Raw genomic sequence first — 16,388 nt, 5'->3', positions numbered from 1 at the left:
GGCGCAGGGGCGCGGCCTGTCTGCGCGACAGCCTATAGTCGGCAAATTGATTTCATCCCAGCAGCAGTACAAGGAGCAACCGCATGCGCTACCCCGATACCCGCCTTTTCATCGCCGGCCAATGGCAGGATGCCGCCGACGGCAAGACCCTGGCCGTGCATAACCCGGCCATGGGCCAGGAGATCGGTCGCGTGGCGCATGCGGGTATTGCCGATCTGGACCGCGCCCTCGCGGCTGCGCAAAAGGGTTTCGAGGCCTGGCGTGACATACCCGCCATCGAGCGTGCCAAGGCCATGCGCCGCGCCGCGGTGCTGGTGCGCGAGCGTGCCGCCGCCATCGCCGCCATCCTCACGCAGGAGCAGGGCAAGCCCCTGGCCGAGGCGCGCGCCGAGGTCCTGGCAGCGGCCGACATCATCGAATGGTTTGCCGACGAAGGCATGCGCGTCTATGGCCGCATCGTGCCCTCGCGCAACCTGGCCGTGCGTCAGCTGGTGGTGAAAGACCCGGTGGGCGTGGTGGCCGCGTTCACGCCCTGGAACTTCCCCATTAACCAGGTGGTGCGCAAGCTGGGCGCGGCGCTGGCCGCGGGCTGCTCGGTGCTGGTCAAGGCGCCCGAGGAGACGCCCGCCAGCCCGGCCGAGCTGATCCGCGCCTTCGCCGACGCGGGCCTGCCCGCCGGCACCGTGGGCCTGGTGTATGGCAACCCGGCCGAGATTTCCAACTACCTGATCCCGCACCCCGTCGTGCGCAAGGTCACGTTCACCGGCTCCACGCCCGTGGGCAAGCAACTGGCCGCGCTGGCCGGCCAGCACATGAAGCGCGTGACCATGGAACTGGGCGGCCATGCGCCGGTGATCGTCTGCGAGGACGCCGACATCGAGCTGGCTGTCAAGGCATCGGGTGGCGCCAAGTTTCGCAACGCCGGCCAGGTCTGCATCGCACCCACGCGCTTCCTGGTGCATGAGAGCGTGCGCGCCGACTTCGTGGCCGCGCTCACGCGCCACGCCCAGGGCCTGAAGGTGGGCGACGGCCTGGCCGAGGGCACGCAGATGGGCCCGCTGGCCAACCCCCGCCGCGTGGCCGCCATGGCCGAGCTGCTGGGCGATGCGGTGCAACGCGGCGCCACCGTGCGTGCCGGCGGCGAGCGCATCGGCGAGGTGGGCAACTTCTTCGCGCCCACGGTGCTCGACAACGTGCCCACCAGCGCGCGCATCTTCAACGAAGAGCCCTTTGGCCCCGTGGCCTCGGTGCGCGGCTTCACGCAGCTCGAGGACGCGATCGCCGAATCCAACCGCCTGCCGTTTGGCCTGGCGGGCTATGCGTTCACGCGTTCGCTGAAGAACGCGCACCTGCTCTCGCAGCGCGTGGAGGTGGGCATGCTGTGGATCAACCAGCCGGCCACGCCTACGGCCGAGCTGCCGTTCGGTGGCATCAAGGATTCGGGCTATGGCTCCGAGGGCGGGCCGGAGGCGCTGGAGGCCTGCCTGAATACGCGCGTAATCTCCATCACCAACGTCTGATCACTGGCGCTGCAAAGCAGAAGCCCCGGCGGCCGGCAAGGCGCCGGGGCTTTTCCCATCTGCTCGGCGGGCAAGTGGGTGTGAAACCGCAAAGCCCTGTGGCCGCAGGCGAAGTGGCGTAGATGCGGTTGTGCGATGAAGGTGCGCAAGGCGTTGAGAAGAATGTATCCCTCAATGCAGCGCCAGGCGCTCCAGCTCCGCGCAGACATCGGCCATGCGCCCGGAAATCACCAGCCGGCAGGCCTTGCCCTCATGGCGATTGAGGATCACGCGCAGCGGACGCTGTGCAGCTGGAGCGCAGTGTGCTGCACTGGCTGCATGGGGGGCCTGTGTCGCATGTGCCTGCGGGGGGGGCGGGTGTGCCGCGATCTCGGGAGCCTTCGCGGCGCTGGTGCCGTCTGTGTGCCGCGGCCCGTCGTCGGTGCTGCCAGGCACGCTATGCAGTGCAGGGCGCGAGCGCATGCGCTGAGCCACGCGGCGCAGGGGCAGGTGCAGGTGCAGCGATGAAAGGGCAAAGAGGGCGAATCCCATGTGAAGACTCCTTGATGCCAGGGGCATAAAAGTGAAACACAGGCAGGATTGCCGGATAAAGAAAGACGCACAACCGCAGGGTTGGCTGCAGGCAGGTGGCCGGCCCGCAGTCCAAACGCCCGCCACCTGCGGCGGCGCCGGTGCTGGCTACATCAGCATGGTGTTGCGGATCAGGCCTACGGCCAGGCCCTCGATCTCGAAGGGCTCGCCCGGAGCGATCCGGATCACGGGGTAGTCGGGGTTTTCGGGCAGCAGCTCGATGGCGCTGCCGGTGCGCCTGAGGCGCTTGACGGTGACGTCGTCGCCCAGCCGTGCCACGATGATCTGGCCGCTGCGCGCCTCGCGCGTGGCCTGCACGGCTAACAGGTCGCCGTCCATGATGCCGGCATCGCGCATGGACATGCCGCGCACCTTGAGCAGGTAGTCGGGCTTGTGCGCAAACAGGCTGCCCTCGACCGTGTAGGTCTGGTCCACATGCTCCTGGGCGAGAATCGGCGAGCCTGCGGCGACGCGGCCGATGAGCGGCAGCGTGAGCTGCGACAGGCCCGGGATCGGCAGGCTGAACTGTGTGCCGCGCACGGCGTTGATGTTGCGCACGGTCTGCCCGCACAGCCGGATGCCGCGCGAAGTGCCGCTCACCAGTTCGATGACGCCCTTGCGTGCCAGGGCCTGCAGGTGTTCCTCGGCTGCGTTGGCGGACTTGAAGCCCAGCTCGGCCGCGATCTCGGCGCGTGTGGGGGGAGCGCCGGTGCGCGCGATGGCGGTCTGGATCAGGTCCAGGATCTGCTGCTGGCGGGCGGTGAGCTTGGGACTGTCGAGCATGGTGCTAATCCAGTACGGGTGGTGAAGGACAACTGTTTTTTGATCCAGTAACTGTATTTTTGAACAGTTTTTTAAAAGGCGCAAGCAAATATGCAAAGAAAAATCGTGGTGCTGGGCACCGGGGGCACGATTGCCGGCACGTCCAGCGTGGCCGGGGCCAATGTGGGCTATACGGCAGGGCAGATTGGTGTGGGGCAGCTGCTGGCCGCAATCCCCGGGCTGGAGCAGGCCGCAGGCGGTGCGCTGGCGGCCGAGCAGGTGGCGCAGCTCGATAGCAAAGACATGGACTTCGACGTCTGGGCGCGGCTCGCGCAGCGCTGTGCCGCCCACCTGGCCGACCCCTTGGTTGCCGGCATCGTCATCACGCATGGCACGGACACGCTGGAGGAAACGGCCTGGCTGCTGCACCAGTTGCTCGATACATCCAAACCCGTGGTGCTGACCTGCGCCATGCGCCCGGCCACGGCGCTGGTGCCCGATGGGCCGCAGAACTTGCTGGATGCCGTGAGCCTGGCGGCCGAGCCCCAGGCGCGTGGCGTGCTGGTGGTGGCCGCGGGCGTGGTGCATGGTGCGCGCGCGGTGAGCAAGGTGCATCCGCTGCGCCTGGATGCGTTCGATTCCGGCGACACCGGGCCCCTGGGCTGGGTGGAGGCGGGCCGCGTGCGCTGGGCGCATGGGCGCGCTCCGTTGGCGCTGGCAGCACCCCATGCCGCGTTGCTGCCGGCCTTGGGCGCCGCCGCCTGGCCGCGCGTGGAGATTGTGCTGAGCCATGCCGGCAGCGACGGCGCCCTGGTGGATTGGCTGGTGGAGAAGAGGGTCCGGGGCATCGTGGCCGCCGCCACCGGCAATGGCACGCTGCACCATGCGCTGGAGAAGGCCTTGGCGCGCGCCGTGGCCGCCGGTGTGCGGGTGTGGGTGGCCTCGCGCTGCCCGCAGGGGCGCATGCTGGAGGTGTGCGATGCACCCTGGCGCGATGCAGAGGGCCTAAGCCCGGTGAAGGCGCGCATCAGCCTGATGCTGGAGCTGATGCGGGCGCCATGAAGCAAAACGCCCCGCGGTGCGGGGCGTTGTCGCTGCGCAAGGTGATCAGTTGCTCAGGGCGGCCAGAGCGCGCGCAGTGATTTCTTCCACGCTGCCCGTGCCTTGAATGGCGCGGTACTTGGGGGCTGCGGCGGGATCGGCCTTGGCCCAGCCGGAGTAGTAGTCCACCAGCGGGCGCGTCTGGTCGCTATACACCTGCAGGCGTTTCTTCACGGTTTCTTCCTTGTCGTCCTCGCGCTGCACCAGGGGCTCGCCGGTCACGTCGTCCTGGCCTTCCACCTTGGGCGGGTTGAACTTGACGTGGTAGGTGCGGCCCGAGGCGGGGTGCGAGCGGCGCCCGCTCATGCGTTCGATGATGGCGTCGAACGGCACGTCGATCTCCAGCACATAGTCCAGCTTCACGCCGGCGGCCTTCATGGCGTCGGCCTGGGGGATGGTGCGCGGGAAGCCGTCAAACAGGAAGCCATTGGCGCAGTCTGCCTCGGCGATGCGCTCCTTCACCAGGTTGATGATCAGGTCGTCGCTGACGAGCTGGCCCGCATCCATGACGGCCTTGGCCTGCAGGCCCAGCGGCGTGCCGGCCTTGACGGCGGCGCGCAGCATGTCGCCCGTGGAGATTTGCGGGATGCCGAACTTCTGGCAGATGAAGGCCGCTTGCGTACCCTTTCCGGCGCCTGGCGCGCCCAGCAAAATCAGTCTCATGGATGTCCTCTGGTGTTTTGAAATCGGTGGGCACTCTATCGGCAGGCGCGTGGATGCGCGGCCGGTGCTTTTTTTGCGCGGGCAAGGATAGCATGCGCATCCTGCGTCAAGCTGACGCAGCGCCTACCCGGCGAGCAGGGCGCGCACGCGCTCCAGGTCTTCGGGCGTATCCACGCCGGCGCCGGGTGCGCTCGCCGCCACATGCACGGCGATGCGGTGGCCGTGCCACAGGGCGCGCAGCTGCTCCAGTGCCTCCAGCTGCTCGGTGGGCGCGGGCGGCAGCTCGGGAAAGCGGCGCAGAAAGCCCGCGCGGTAGCTGTAGATGCCGATGTGGCGCAGCGGCGCAAAGCCCGCGGGCACGCCCTGGCCCTGCTGCCACCAGGCGCTGCCCGGGGCGTGGTCGCGCGCATGGGGAATGGGCGCGCGGCTGAAGTAATGCGCCAGGCCGTGCGCGTCCAGCACCACTTTCACCACATTCGGGTTGGCAAAGTCGGCGGCGCTGTCTATGGCGTGGGCGGCCGTGCCCATGCTGGCATCGGCGCGCGCGTGCAGCAGCGCGGCCACGGCGTCGATGAGCCGCGGGTCGATGAGCGGCTCGTCGCCCTGCACGTTGACCACGATGTCGTCGCCGGCCAGGCCCAGCAGTGCGCAGGCCTCGGCCAGGCGGTCGCTGCCGCTGGCATGGTCGGCGCGCGTCAGCAGGGCCTCGACGCCGTGCAGGCGGCAGGCCTCGACGATGCGCGCGTCGTCGGCCGCCACCACGCAGCGCCGGGCGCCGCTTTGCGCGGCGCGGCGCGCCACATGCACCACCATGGGCAGGCCGGCGATGTCGGCCAGCGGCTTGCCCGGCAGGCGCGTGGAGGCCAGGCGCGCCGGGATCAGCACCGTGAACGGCGCGGCGGCGCTCACCGTTCCAGCTCCTCATCGGTCAGGGGCCGGGCCTCGTTCTCCAGCAGCACGGGAATGCCGTCGCGCACGGGATAGGCCAGGCGCGCGCTGCGCGAGATCAGTTCCTGGCGTTCGCGGTCATAGGTCAGCGGGCCCTTGGTGACGGGGCAGACCAGCAGTTCAAGCAGTTTCGGGTCCATGGTGTTCCTCAATGGCGTGGCGATGATAGCGACGCCAGACGGGCGTCGAGTACGTCGAAGAAAGCCGGCGCGATCTGCACCTCCAGCGGCACGGCCAGGGCGTCGGGGTGGGCGGGCCAGAGCTTGACGGCGTCCTTTTCGGTGCAAACAAGCCTCAAGCGCTTATCCATAGGGCGCTGCCAGCTAGAAAAATCATAGTGATCTGGCAGCGCCTCCTCGGTGGCGGGTGCCAGGCCCTGGGCGCGCAGCATGGCAAAGAAGTCCTGCGGCCGGGCGATGGCCGCCAGTGCGTGCAGGCCCTGGCCGCGCAGCTGCGCCAGCGGCAGCAGCCGGCCGCTGGCATCCACGGCGTACGGGGCCAGCGTGCGCGACAGCGCGAACTGCGGCGCCGGCCCGCCGGGCGCCGCACCGGCATGCAGCACCAGATCCACGGCGCGAGGCCAGGGCTCGCGCAAGGGGCCTGCGGGCAGCAGCCAGCCGTTGCCCGAGCCCTCGTCATTGAAGACGCAAACCTCCAGGTCGCGCGCCAGCGCCAGATGCTGCAGGCCGTCGTCGCACACCAGGATGTCGCAGCTGGGGTGGGCCGCCAGCAGGGCCCGGCCGGCATCGGCGCGCCGGCGCGCCACGAACACCGGCACGCCGGCCGCGCGCGCGATCAGCGCGGGCTCGTCGCCCACCTCGGCGGCGCTGGCCGTGGGCCGCGCCTCGCGGCAATCCGTGGTGGTGCGTCCGTAGCCGCGCGAAATCACCCCCGGGCGCCAGCCCGCGGCGCGCAGATGCTGCACCAAGGCCAGGGTCACGGGGGTCTTGCCGGCGCCGCCCACGATGACGTTGCCGACCACGATGAGCGGCACGGGGAGGCGCTCGCTGCGCAGCAGGCCCCATTGATAGAGCGCGCGGCGCAGGGCGTTGAGTGCGCCGTACAGCAGGGACAGCGGCCATAGCGCCATGGCCAGCAGGCCGCGCTGCTGCCAGGCCCGACGCAGCCGCGTGGCGGCGGTCATGGGTTCACCGGCCGGCCGTGGCCGACGACTGGGTGGCGAAGGTGATCTGCGCCAGGCCCACGCGGCGCGCGGCCTCCATCACCGTGACCACGGACTGGTGTGGCGCGGCGGCGTCGGCGCTGATGATGAGCACGCTGTTCGGCCCGGCCGTGGCGGCCTCGGCGAGGGCTCGCGCCACCTGCTCGACATGCCGGCCCTCCAGCGTGGTCTTGTTGACGGCGTAGCGCCCGTCGGCGGCCACCGAGACGATGACCTCCCTGGGGTGGTCGCGCAGCTGCTGCGCATCCGCCACGGGCAGGGTCAGCTGCAGTTCGGTGAACTTGCTGTAGGTGGTGGACAGCATCAGGAAGATCAGGATCACCAGCAGCACGTCGATGAACGGGATCAGGTTGATCTCCGGCTCTTCCTTCTGGCGGGGGCGGAAGTTCATGGCGGGCCTGTGCCGGTTACTTGCGCAGGCGGCCGATGTGGCGCACGAACTGTTCCGAGGCGAGTTCCAGCGTCAGCAGGTAGGCGTCCACGCGGCTCCTGAAGTAGCGCCAGAAGATCAGCGTGGGAATGGCCACGATCAGGCCGAAGGCCGTGTTGTACAGCGCCACCGAGATCCCATGTGCCAGCTGCGCCGGGTTGCCGCCGCCCACGGCGCCCGTGCCGGCCTGGGCGCCGAAAATCTCGATCATGCCGATCACCGTGCCCAAGAGGCCCAGGAGCGGCGCGGCCGAGGCAATGGTCGCCAGGGCGGTGAGGTATTTTTCCAGGCGGTGGGCCACCGTGCGGCCCGCGCCCTCCATGGCGGCGCGCAGCTCGGCCTCGCTGCTCTGCGGGTTGCTGTTCAAGGTGCGCAGGCCGCTGGCCAGCACCTCGCCCAGGGCCGAGTTCTGTGCCAGCTGGGCCACCACGTCGGGAGGGGGAACGGCCCTGGAGGAGACGGTGATAGCCTCATCGAGCAGCCTCGGGGGGGCGACGCGGGCCGTCTTCAGGGCCACAAAGCGCTCGAAAACCAGCGCCAGCGCGAGGATGGAGCACGCAATCAGGGGCCAGATGGGCCAGCCTGCGGCTTGTATGATCGACAGCAATTCTCACTCCGCACACGGTTGAAGGCAGCGCCGGATTATGGCGCAGCTTGCGGTCACCGCTTTTCGACGGACTTGGCGCTGGCCGGGCCGACACCACCTGCGCGCCAGCGGCGCTTGACGCACATTTTCTGTGGATAACTTTGTGGGAAACCGCGTGTACAAAGCCCGCCAGGTGGCGCCAATGCGTGGTTTGCTTAGATTGATGAAAAATTGCGCATTGAAAAATTATTTGAAATCAACGACTTGCGCATGTATGCGTGATTTGCGGGGGGGTGGTTGCAAACTTCGCTTCGTGGCGGCCGCTCATGCCAGTCTGTGGACTATTGCGGCCCGCACATGCCCGTACAGGCAAGGAGCGGCCCATGTTTGAGCGTGAGGGTGCAGCGCCGGCGGCGCATATCTGGGAAGTCGGCGCGCTATGCCGCGCCATTGCTGACGCGCTGCAGGCGCGCTTCAACCCGGTGGCGGTGCGCGGCGAGATCTCGGGCTTCTCGCGCGCGTCCAGCGGGCATTGCTACTTCACGCTCAAGGACGGGCAGGGACAGATTCGCTGCGCCATGTTCCGCCGCGCCGCCGGCCAGCTGGACTTCATGCCGCGCGACGGCGAGCTGGTGGAGGTGCAGGGCCAGCTTGGCGTGTATGAGGCGCGCGGCGATCTGCAGCTCATCGTCGAGGGCATGCGCCGCGCGGGGCAGGGCGCGCTGTTCGAGCAGTTCCTGCTTCTGAAGGCGCGGCTGGAGGCCGAGGGCCTGTTCGACGGCGCGCGCAAGCGACCGCTGCCGGCCATGCCGCGCGGCATAGGCCTGGTCACCTCGCCGGGCGCGGCCGCCCTGCACGATGTGGTGACGGCCCTGCGCCGGCGCGTGCCGCATATCCCGGTGGTACTGGTGCCGGCCCTGGTGCAGGGTGCGCCGGCGCCGGCCTCGATCTGCGATGCGCTATCGAAGTTGTATCTGCTTGCGCAGGGTAGGCAAGCGTCAGATGGCGATTTGGCCTCAAAAACTGTGGCTGCGCCGCCCATCGACGTGATCCTGCTGGTGCGCGGCGGCGGCTCCATAGAGGACCTGTGGGCCTTCAACGATGAGCGCGTGGCCCGCACCATCGTGCAAAGCCCAGTGCCTCTGGTCAGCGGCGTGGGGCACGAGACCGACTTCAGCATCGCCGACTTCTGCGCCGACCTGCGCGCGCCCACGCCCACCGCCGCCGCCGAGCTTGTGAGCGAGCCGCGCGCCGTCTGGCTGGGTGCGCTGGAGCTGCTCGCCGGGCGCCTGCAGGACGGCGTGCAGCGCCAGATCGACCTGCGCCACCAACGGCTGGACCAGGCGGCCCAGCGCCTGGGCCGGCCCTCGGGCCTGGTGGCGCGCCAACAGCTGCGCCTGGCGCAGCTGGCCCAGCGCATGCGCCATGGAATGCTATTGAAAACACAGCATGTTGCGCAGACCCATCAAGCGCTACAGGCCAATTTGCCGCATATCGTGCAACGCAGCCTGATGCAGCGCGGCGAGCGCCTGGAGCGCGCCGCCCTGCGGCTGGAATTGCTCAACCCGCAACGGGTGCTGGAGCGCGGCTACGCCCTGCTGACCGATGCCCAGGGCCAGCCGGTGATGCGCCCCAGCCAGGTGCGCCATGGCGATGCCGTGCATGCGCGGCTGGCCGAGGGCGAACTGGACCTGGCGGTGACGCAGCGCCGCCTGCTGTAGGCGCCGTCATCGGCAATCCCGCACCGGCAGGCAGGGGTCATGGTGCGGCCTCAGCGGGGTTTGCTACTACTTTCTACAATGTCCGTTGCCTTGCCGGTGCTGGCATCGGCCATCCCCTCACCACAACCCACGAAGGACAACACCATGGAACATACCCTGCCTGCGCTGCCCTATGCTATTGATGCCCTGGCCCCCCACTACAGCCGGGAAACGCTGGAGTACCACCACGGCAAGCACCACAACGCCTATGTCGTGAACCTGAACAACCTGCAAAAGGGCACCGAGTTCGAGAGCATGACGCTCGAGGAAATCGTGAAGAAATCCTCCGGCGGCATCTACAACAACGCCGCCCAGATCTGGAATCACAGCTTCTTCTGGAACTGCATGGCCCCCAATGGCGGCGCCGAGCCCACCGGCGCGCTGGCCGCCGCCATCAACGCCAAGTGGGGCAGCTACGCCGCCTTCAAGGAGGCCTTCGTCAAGAGCGCCGTGGGCAACTTCGGCTCGGGCTGGACCTGGCTGGTGAAGAAGGCCGATGGCTCGGTGGACATCGTCAACACCGGTGCCGCCGGCACGCCTCTGACCACGGCCGACAAGGCCCTGCTGACGGTGGATGTGTGGGAGCACGCCTACTACATTGACTACCGCAACCTGCGCCAGAAGTTTGTCGAGACCTTCCTGGATAAGCTGGTGAACTGGAAATTTGCCGAGGCCAACTTCGCCTGACGCCTGACATCCGGGAAAAGGGCCTGGGGAGTGATCCCCAGGCCCTTTTTCTTGGACTCTTGTATAAGACTTGCAAAAAAAGCCATTTCCCTGGGAGAAAATTTTGCATTGCGGGATTTGATTGCAAAAAATGGGAGGTTGTCAGTTTCCCTCAAGCACAATGTCATATCGTCAGCGCGTAAGCCAAGCGCCCACGTACTGGACAGCTTCAAACCACCGTTTTTTGTTGACCCGAGAGACAAGATGAGCACTGAACAACCCACCATCATCTACACCCTGACCGACGAGGCGCCGCGCCTGGCAACGGCCTCGTTCCTGCCCATCGTGCGCGCCTTTGCCGCGCCGGCCGGCATCAACGTCGCGGAGAGCGATATCTCGGTGGCCGCGCGCGTGCTCGGCCAGTTTCCCGAGGCCCTGGCCGAATCCCAGCGCGTGCCCGACACCCTGGCCGAACTGGGCAAGAAGACGCTGCAGGCCGATACCAACATCATCAAGCTGCCCAACATCAGCGCCTCGGTGGCGCAGCTCATGGCTGCCATCAAGGAGCTGCAGGGCAAGGGCTACGCCATCCCCGACTTTCCGGAAGACCCCAAGACCGACGAAGAAAAGGCCATCCGTGCGCGCTACAACAAGTGCATAGGCTCGGCCGTGAACCCGGTGCTGCGCGAGGGCAATTCCGACCGCCGCGCGCCCAAGGCCGTCAAGGAATACGCGCGCAAGCATCCGCACAGCATGGCCGAGTGGAGCCAGGCCTCGCGCTCGCATGTCTCGCACATGCACGGCGGCGACTTCTACCATGGCGAGAAGTCCATGACGCTCGACCGCGCGCGCGACGTCAAGATGGAGCTGATCACCAAGAGCGGCAAGACCATCGTCTTGAAGCCCAAGGTCAGCCTGCAGGACCGCGAGGTCATCGACTCCATGTTCATGAGCAAGAAGGCCCTGCTTGCCTTCTACGAAAAGGAGATCGAGGACGCGCGCAAGACTGGCGTGATGTTCTCGCTGCACGTCAAGGCCACCATGATGAAAGTCTCGCACCCCATCGTCTTCGGCCACTGCGTGAAGATCTTCTACAAGGAAGCCTTCGAGAAGCACGCCAAGCTGTTCGAGGAGCTGGGCGTGAACGTGAACAACGGCATGGTCAACCTGTACGACAAGCTGGAAACCCTGCCTACGGCCCAGCGTGACGAAGTCATGCGCGACCTGCATGCCTGCCATGAAAACCGCCCTGAGCTGGCCATGGTCGATTCGGCCAAGGGCATCACCAACTTCCACTCGCCCAACGACATCATCGTGGATGCATCCATGCCGGCCATGATTCGCAACGGCGGCAAGATGTGGGGCGCCGACGGGCGCCTGAAGGATGTCAAGGCCGTGATGCCCGAGTCCACCTTCGCCCGCATCTACCAGGAGATGATCAACTTCTGCAAGTGGCACGGCGCGTTTGACCCCAAGACCATGGGCACCGTGCCCAACGTCGGCCTGATGGCCCAGCAGGCCGAGGAATACGGCAGCCACGACAAGACCTTCGAGATCACCGAGGATGGCGTGGCCAATATCACCGACCTGGACACCGGCGAGGTGCTGATGAGCCAGAACGTGGAAGTCGGCGACATCTGGCGCATGTGCCAGGTCAAGGACGCACCGATCCGCGACTGGGTAAAGCTCGCCGTCACGCGTGCGCGCCAGTCGGGCATGCCGGTGGTGTTCTGGCTCGACCCTTACCGTCCGCACGAGGCGCAGCTCATCACCAAGGTCAAGATGTACCTGCACGAGCATGACACCACGGGCCTGCAGATCGAGATCATGAGCCAGGTGCGCGCCATGCGCTACACGCTCGAGCGCGTCATCCGCGGCCTGGACACCATCAGCGCCACAGGCAACATCCTGCGCGACTACCTCACCGACCTGTTCCCCATCATGGAGCTGGGCACCAGCGCCAAGATGCTCTCCATCGTGCCCCTGATGGCCGGTGGCGGCATGTATGAAACGGGCGCCGGTGGCTCTGCGCCCAAGCATGTGCAGCAGCTGGTGGAGGAAAACCACCTGCGCTGGGACTCGCTGGGTGAGTTCCTGGCCCTGGCCGTGTCGCTGGAAGACCTTGGCATCAAGCACAATAATGCCCGCGCCAAGCTGCTGGCCAAGACGCTGGACGCGGCCACCGGAAAGCTGCTGGACAACAACAAGGGCCCCAGCCCCAAGACAGGTCAGCTGGACAACCGTGGCAGCCAGTTTTACCTGGCCATGTACTGGGCGCAAGAGCTGGCCGGCCAGACCGAGGATGCCGAGCTGGCTGCCAAATTTGCTCCGCTGGCCAGTCAGTTGGCCGACAACGAGGCCAAGATCGTTGACGAATTGAACAGCGTGCAGGGCAAGGCGGTGGACATTGGTGGTTACTACCAGCCTGATTCGGCCAAGCTTGATGCCGTGATGCGTCCAAGCAGCACATTCAATGCAGCCATCGCGTCGCTGACGGCTTGATACCCGGAGCTGGCTGTAAGCCGGCTCTTCTCAATAGACGAGAAGCCGGCTCCTGGGCCGGCTTCTTGCATTTCGGGTTGTGTGGCTTATGGGCGTGCGGGTTGAAATGGCCGGCCTGTGAGCTTGCTGCCTGCCTTGAGCCCCTTCTTGGAGAACCAGCCCTGGTTCATTTCCAGCACGTAACGCACGGGCCTTGCCGAGCAGTGCGAGTCCTCGGTCATGGGCTGCATGTCGGCCAGGTTCACGATGGTGCCATCGTCGGCCACAAAGGCGGCCGTGAGCGCGAGCGGTGTGTTTCTCATCCAGAAGCACTGCGTGGCGGGCTGTTCAAAGACGAACAGCATGCCCTCGTGCTGCGGCATCTCGCGGCGAAACATCAGGCCGATCTGGCGTTCCTGGGCCGACGCAGCCAACTGTGCCTCTATGCGGTGCATGCCCGCCGCCAGTTCCACGCGTTGCAGATTCATTTGCGGGCCATTCTGGGCCCCGGCGGCGCTGGACAGGGTGATTGCCGCCAGCAGGAAGGTGCGAGAAAGAAAGGAATTCGGCTTCATGGAGGGCCAGTGAGTCTGATGCAAAAATTGGGCAGCCATATGCCCGGAGAACGGTGAGCATTTTGGCGGTTTTTGGGATGTCCCATGCGCATCCACGCAAGCTGGGCCGTTTGCGCTCTGCCAAACCTTGCGCAGGCAGGCAGGCGTTCTCGTTCTATCTCTGGCTAGAATCCCCAGGCATTTGCGGCCAGGCTGGGCATAAGTACCGCTCGCCTGGCAATCATTACCGGAGACCTGCTACATGACCAGCTACCAGCACATCAAGGTGCCCGCCCAGGGCCAGAAGATCAGCGTCAATGCCGACATGTCCCTCAACGTGCCGGACCAGCCCATCATTCCCTACATCGAGGGCGATGGCACGGGCATGGACATCACTCCGGTGATGCTCAAGGTGGTGGATGCCGCCGTGGCCAAGGCCTATGGCGGGCAGCGCAAGATCCACTGGATGGAAGTCTACGCGGGCGAAAAATCCACCCGGGTCTATGGCCCCGACGTATGGCTGCCCGAGGAAACCCTGCAAGCCGTGCGCGACTACGTGGTTTCCATCAAGGGGCCGCTGACGACACCCGTGGGCGGGGGCATTCGCTCGCTGAACGTGGCACTACGCCAGGAGCTCGATCTGTATGTCTGCCTGCGGCCCGTGCAGTATTTCAAGGGTGTGCCTTCGCCGGTGAAGGAGCCGCACAAGACGAATATGGTGATCTTCCGCGAGAACTCGGAGGACATCTACGCCGGCATCGAGTTCGAGGCCGAGTCCGACAAGGCCAAGAAGCTCATCAAGTTCCTGCAGGACGAATTCGGCGTCAAGAAGATCCGCTTCCCCGAGACCTCCGGCATCGGTGTCAAGCCCGTGTCCCGCGAGGGCACGCAGCGCCTGGTGCGCAAGGCGATCCAGTACGCCATCGACAACGACAAGCCCAGTGTGACCCTGGTGCACAAGGGCAACATCATGAAGTTCACCGAAGGGGGCTTCCGTGACTGGGGTTACGAGCTGGCGGCCCAGGAGTTCGGTGCCACGCTGATCGACGGCGGTCCGTGGATGCGGCTGAAAAATCCGCGCACGGGCAAGGAAATCACCATCAAGGACAGCATTGCCGATGCCTTCCTGCAGCAGATCCTGCTGCGCCCGGCCGAGTACAGCGTGATTGCCACGCTGAACCTGAATGGCGACTACATCTCCGACGCGCTGGCGGCCCAGGTGGGGGGCATAGGCATAGCACCGGGCGCGAACATGTCGGATTCGGTGGCCATGTTCGAAGCCACGCACGGCACGGCACCCAAGTACGCGGGCAAGGACTATGTGAACCCGGGCTCCGAAATCCTCTCGGCCGAGATGATGCTGCGCCACATGGGGTGGACCGAGGCGGCTGACCTCATCATCCGGGCCATGGAAAAGGCTATCCAGAGCAAGCGCGTCACCTATGACTTTGCGCGCCTCATGGAAGGCGCAACCCAGGTGAGCTGCTCGGGCTTTGGGCAGGTCATGATCGACAATATGTGAGCTGCACGGGTTTGTACTCAGGCACAAGGCCGGCCCTTGATCGGGCGGGCCTTTTTTCTCTGGCCGACGCGACTCAGGCAAAGAAAAAGGCCATCCCGGAATATATTCGGGATGGCCTTGAATGGCTCCTCAACCTGGGCTCGAACCAGGGACCTACGGATTAACAGTCCGGCGCTCTACCGACTGAGCTATTGAGGAATGATCGGTAATTCTTGCCGGCCTTGTGCAATTGCAAGGCCTTTCAACTTTGGCTCCCCGACCTGGGCTCGAACCAGGGACCTGCGGATTAACAGTCCGTCGCTCTACCGACTGAGCTATCGGGGAATAAGCCTTAAATTATATACATAAAAACGACCTTGTCTGGATACTTTCTCGCAATCAATCGGTTGCTGGCTGTTTAGCGGACTGGTTCGGGCCGTAGCCATAGCCAGGTGAGCGTGATGGCCATGAAGCCGCATGCCATGTAGGCGGCCCAGCGCGGGGTGTCGATCACGAGCAGGATGACCGCGCATAGCGTCATCAGGCCGGTGGCGCTCCATTTGGCGTGGCGGCTCACGCGCCCGCCGTTGGCCCAGTTGCGCAGCATGGAGCCAAACAGGGGGTGGTACCAGAGCCAGCGGTACAGGCGTGGTGAACTGCGTGCCGCTGCCCAGCCGGCCAGGAGGACGAAGACCGTGCTGGGCAGGCCTGGCACAACGACGCCAATCGCGCCCATGACCAGGCACAGCACGGCAAACACCAGCAGCAGCCAGCGTGCCAGCGCCGGCAATGGCGGCTGCTCGGGCACGGGGGGCAGAGACTCGGTGTGCTCGGTCATGGGGCTGATTGTGCCGTTGGCCGGGCAGGAGTTGACACGCGTTATCCTGCATGACCTGTACGTTGCCATTGCTTTTGACTTGACTCAATGACCCTGCGCACTATTCTGAAAATGGGTGACCCGCGTCTGTTACGGGTCGCCCAGCCGGTCACGCATTTCGACACCGAAGAGCTGTATCAGCTGGTCGCTGACTTGCTCGAGACCATGCATGCGGCCAACGGCGCCGGTCTGGCTGCCCCCCAGATCGGCGTGGATTTGCAAGTGGTGGTGTTCGGCTCGGGTGCGCCCAATCCGCGCTACCCAGGCGCGCCCATCGTGCCGCGCACGGTGTTGATCAATCCGTCGATCACACCCGTAGGCGATGAAGAGCAGTTCGATTGGGAGGGCTGCCTGTCAGTCCCCGGACTGCGTGGCATGGTGCCGCGCTGGCAGACCGTGCGCTATACCGGCTTTGATGTGCATGGTGAGCGCATAGACCGCATGGTCAGCGGCTTTCATGCGCGTGTGGTGCAGCACGAATGCGACCACTTGTGGGGCAAGCTCTATCCCATGCGCATGCGCGATTTCCGCCAGTTCGGCTTTACCGAGGTGCTGTTTTCGGACATCGGCACGGTCGAGGAGGAATAACGGCGGTTTCCCCGTCGCGTTTGCAGATTGCGAATTGGCAGAAGAATGGTTAAAGACTGTATACATAACCGTATGCAATTTTTGCCTGAGCTGATCGTACAGTGCCTCGCAGGCTGCAGTTGAGGAGATTGGGTGCGATAGCAAGAACGCGCATCCAAGAAAAGAGGGCGGTGCAGCGAGCCAAGTGGCCATGAAGAG

17 protein-coding genes and 2 tRNA genes are annotated in these 16,388 nt (G+C 65.8%); 7 read left to right on the top strand and 12 right to left on the bottom strand.

Features of this window, described 5'->3' with window-relative positions:
- Positions 1-83: 83 nt before the first annotated feature.
- Positions 84-1,520, top strand: coding sequence for an NAD-dependent succinate-semialdehyde dehydrogenase (locus P7644_RS13075; RefSeq protein ID WP_404299704.1), 1,437 nt, complete (start codon positions 84-86; stop codon positions 1,518-1,520).
- Positions 1,521-1,691: 171 nt separating this feature from the next.
- Here P7644_RS13075 and P7644_RS13070 read toward each other — a convergent pair whose 3' ends face one another.
- Together P7644_RS13070 and lexA are read right to left on the bottom strand one after the other, a co-directional pair.
- On the bottom strand, positions 1,692-2,051 hold the full coding sequence (locus P7644_RS13070; protein WP_404299703.1) for a hypothetical protein: 360 nt from the start codon (positions 2,049-2,051) through the stop codon (positions 1,692-1,694).
- 147 nt (positions 2,052-2,198) lie between these two features.
- Entirely contained in the window at positions 2,199-2,873 is a 675-nt protein-coding gene (lexA, locus tag P7644_RS13065; RefSeq protein WP_404299702.1) for a transcriptional repressor LexA, read from the bottom strand.
- Positions 2,874-2,963: 90 nt separating this feature from the next.
- On the opposite strand from lexA, the gene P7644_RS13060 reads away from it, so the two are divergent.
- On the top strand, positions 2,964-3,914 hold the full coding sequence (locus P7644_RS13060) for an asparaginase (protein WP_404299701.1): 951 nt from the start codon (positions 2,964-2,966) through the stop codon (positions 3,912-3,914).
- 45 nt (positions 3,915-3,959) lie between these two features.
- Here the strand turns inward: P7644_RS13060 and adk are convergent, their stop codons facing one another.
- The 6 genes from adk to P7644_RS13030 all read right to left on the bottom strand — a co-directional run bounded on the left by adk (position 3,960) and on the right by P7644_RS13030 (position 7,784).
- Positions 3,960-4,616 (bottom strand): adenylate kinase, encoded by a 657-nt coding sequence (gene adk / locus P7644_RS13055; protein WP_404299700.1) that lies wholly within the window; start codon positions 4,614-4,616, stop codon positions 3,960-3,962.
- Between the two features lie 123 nt (positions 4,617-4,739).
- Positions 4,740-5,525: a 3-deoxy-manno-octulosonate cytidylyltransferase gene (gene kdsB / locus P7644_RS13050; protein WP_404299699.1), complete on the bottom strand. Its 786-nt coding sequence runs from the start codon at positions 5,523-5,525 to the stop codon at positions 4,740-4,742.
- Entirely contained in the window at positions 5,522-5,704 is a 183-nt protein-coding gene (locus tag P7644_RS13045; RefSeq protein ID WP_404299698.1) for a Trm112 family protein, read from the bottom strand. Before P7644_RS13045 ends, kdsB begins: the two co-directional genes overlap by 4 nt.
- Before the next feature lie 8 nt (positions 5,705-5,712).
- Positions 5,713-6,708: a tetraacyldisaccharide 4'-kinase gene (lpxK, locus tag P7644_RS13040; RefSeq protein ID WP_404299697.1), complete on the bottom strand. Its 996-nt coding sequence runs from the start codon at positions 6,706-6,708 to the stop codon at positions 5,713-5,715.
- Positions 6,709-6,712: 4 nt separating this feature from the next.
- A complete protein-coding gene (locus P7644_RS13035) occupies positions 6,713-7,138 on the bottom strand; it encodes an ExbD/TolR family protein (protein ID WP_404299696.1) in 426 nt (141 codons plus the stop codon).
- A 16-nt stretch (positions 7,139-7,154) separates the two neighbouring features.
- Positions 7,155-7,784, bottom strand: coding sequence for a MotA/TolQ/ExbB proton channel family protein (locus P7644_RS13030; RefSeq protein ID WP_404299695.1), 630 nt, complete (start codon positions 7,782-7,784; stop codon positions 7,155-7,157).
- A 362-nt stretch (positions 7,785-8,146) separates the two neighbouring features.
- Here P7644_RS13030 and xseA point away from each other — a divergent pair, with 362 nt between their 5' ends.
- The 3 genes from xseA to P7644_RS13015 all read left to right on the top strand — a co-directional run bounded on the left by xseA (position 8,147) and on the right by P7644_RS13015 (position 12,691).
- Positions 8,147-9,484 carry an exodeoxyribonuclease VII large subunit gene (gene xseA, locus P7644_RS13025; protein WP_404299694.1) on the top strand — a complete coding sequence of 446 codons (1,338 nt, stop codon included), beginning with the start codon at positions 8,147-8,149 and terminating at the stop codon, positions 9,482-9,484.
- Positions 9,485-9,628: 144 nt separating this feature from the next.
- Positions 9,629-10,210, top strand: coding sequence for a Fe-Mn family superoxide dismutase (locus tag P7644_RS13020; RefSeq protein WP_404299693.1), 582 nt, complete (start codon positions 9,629-9,631; stop codon positions 10,208-10,210).
- Between the two features lie 243 nt (positions 10,211-10,453).
- On the top strand, positions 10,454-12,691 hold the full coding sequence (locus tag P7644_RS13015) for an NADP-dependent isocitrate dehydrogenase (RefSeq protein WP_404299692.1): 2,238 nt from the start codon (positions 10,454-10,456) through the stop codon (positions 12,689-12,691).
- 86 nt (positions 12,692-12,777) lie between these two features.
- Here P7644_RS13015 and P7644_RS13010 read toward each other — a convergent pair whose 3' ends face one another.
- Positions 12,778-13,245: a DUF192 domain-containing protein gene (locus tag P7644_RS13010; RefSeq protein WP_404299691.1), complete on the bottom strand. Its 468-nt coding sequence runs from the start codon at positions 13,243-13,245 to the stop codon at positions 12,778-12,780.
- A gap of 241 nt (positions 13,246-13,486) precedes the next feature.
- Here P7644_RS13010 and icd point away from each other — a divergent pair, with 241 nt between their 5' ends.
- The gene (gene icd, locus P7644_RS13005) at positions 13,487-14,746 is read left to right on the top strand and encodes an NADP-dependent isocitrate dehydrogenase (protein WP_404299690.1); all 1,260 of its coding nucleotides are present in this window, start codon (positions 13,487-13,489) and stop codon (positions 14,744-14,746) included.
- Positions 14,747-14,868: 122 nt separating this feature from the next.
- Here the strand turns inward: icd and P7644_RS13000 are convergent.
- The 3 genes from P7644_RS13000 to P7644_RS12990 all read right to left on the bottom strand — a co-directional run bounded on the left by P7644_RS13000 (position 14,869) and on the right by P7644_RS12990 (position 15,563).
- A tRNA-Asn gene (locus tag P7644_RS13000) sits at positions 14,869-14,944 on the bottom strand.
- Positions 14,945-14,994: 50 nt separating this feature from the next.
- Positions 14,995-15,070, bottom strand: a tRNA-Asn gene (locus P7644_RS12995).
- A 73-nt stretch (positions 15,071-15,143) separates the two neighbouring features.
- Positions 15,144-15,563 carry a YbaN family protein gene (locus tag P7644_RS12990; RefSeq protein ID WP_404299689.1) on the bottom strand — a complete coding sequence of 140 codons (420 nt, stop codon included), beginning with the start codon at positions 15,561-15,563 and terminating at the stop codon, positions 15,144-15,146.
- Between the two features lie 87 nt (positions 15,564-15,650).
- On the opposite strand from P7644_RS12990, the gene def reads away from it, so the two are divergent.
- Positions 15,651-16,190, top strand: a complete 540-nt coding sequence (gene def / locus P7644_RS12985; protein WP_404299688.1) for a peptide deformylase — start codon at positions 15,651-15,653, stop codon at positions 16,188-16,190.
- Positions 16,191-16,388: the final 198 nt, after the last annotated feature.

Source organism: Alicycliphilus denitrificans (assembly GCF_044792555.1).
Classification (GTDB): Bacteria; Pseudomonadota; Gammaproteobacteria; order Burkholderiales; family Burkholderiaceae_C; genus Alicycliphilus; species Alicycliphilus denitrificans_A.
The sequence above is the reverse complement of the archived record's forward strand: the minus strand, read 5'-3'. Positions and strand labels throughout refer to the sequence as shown.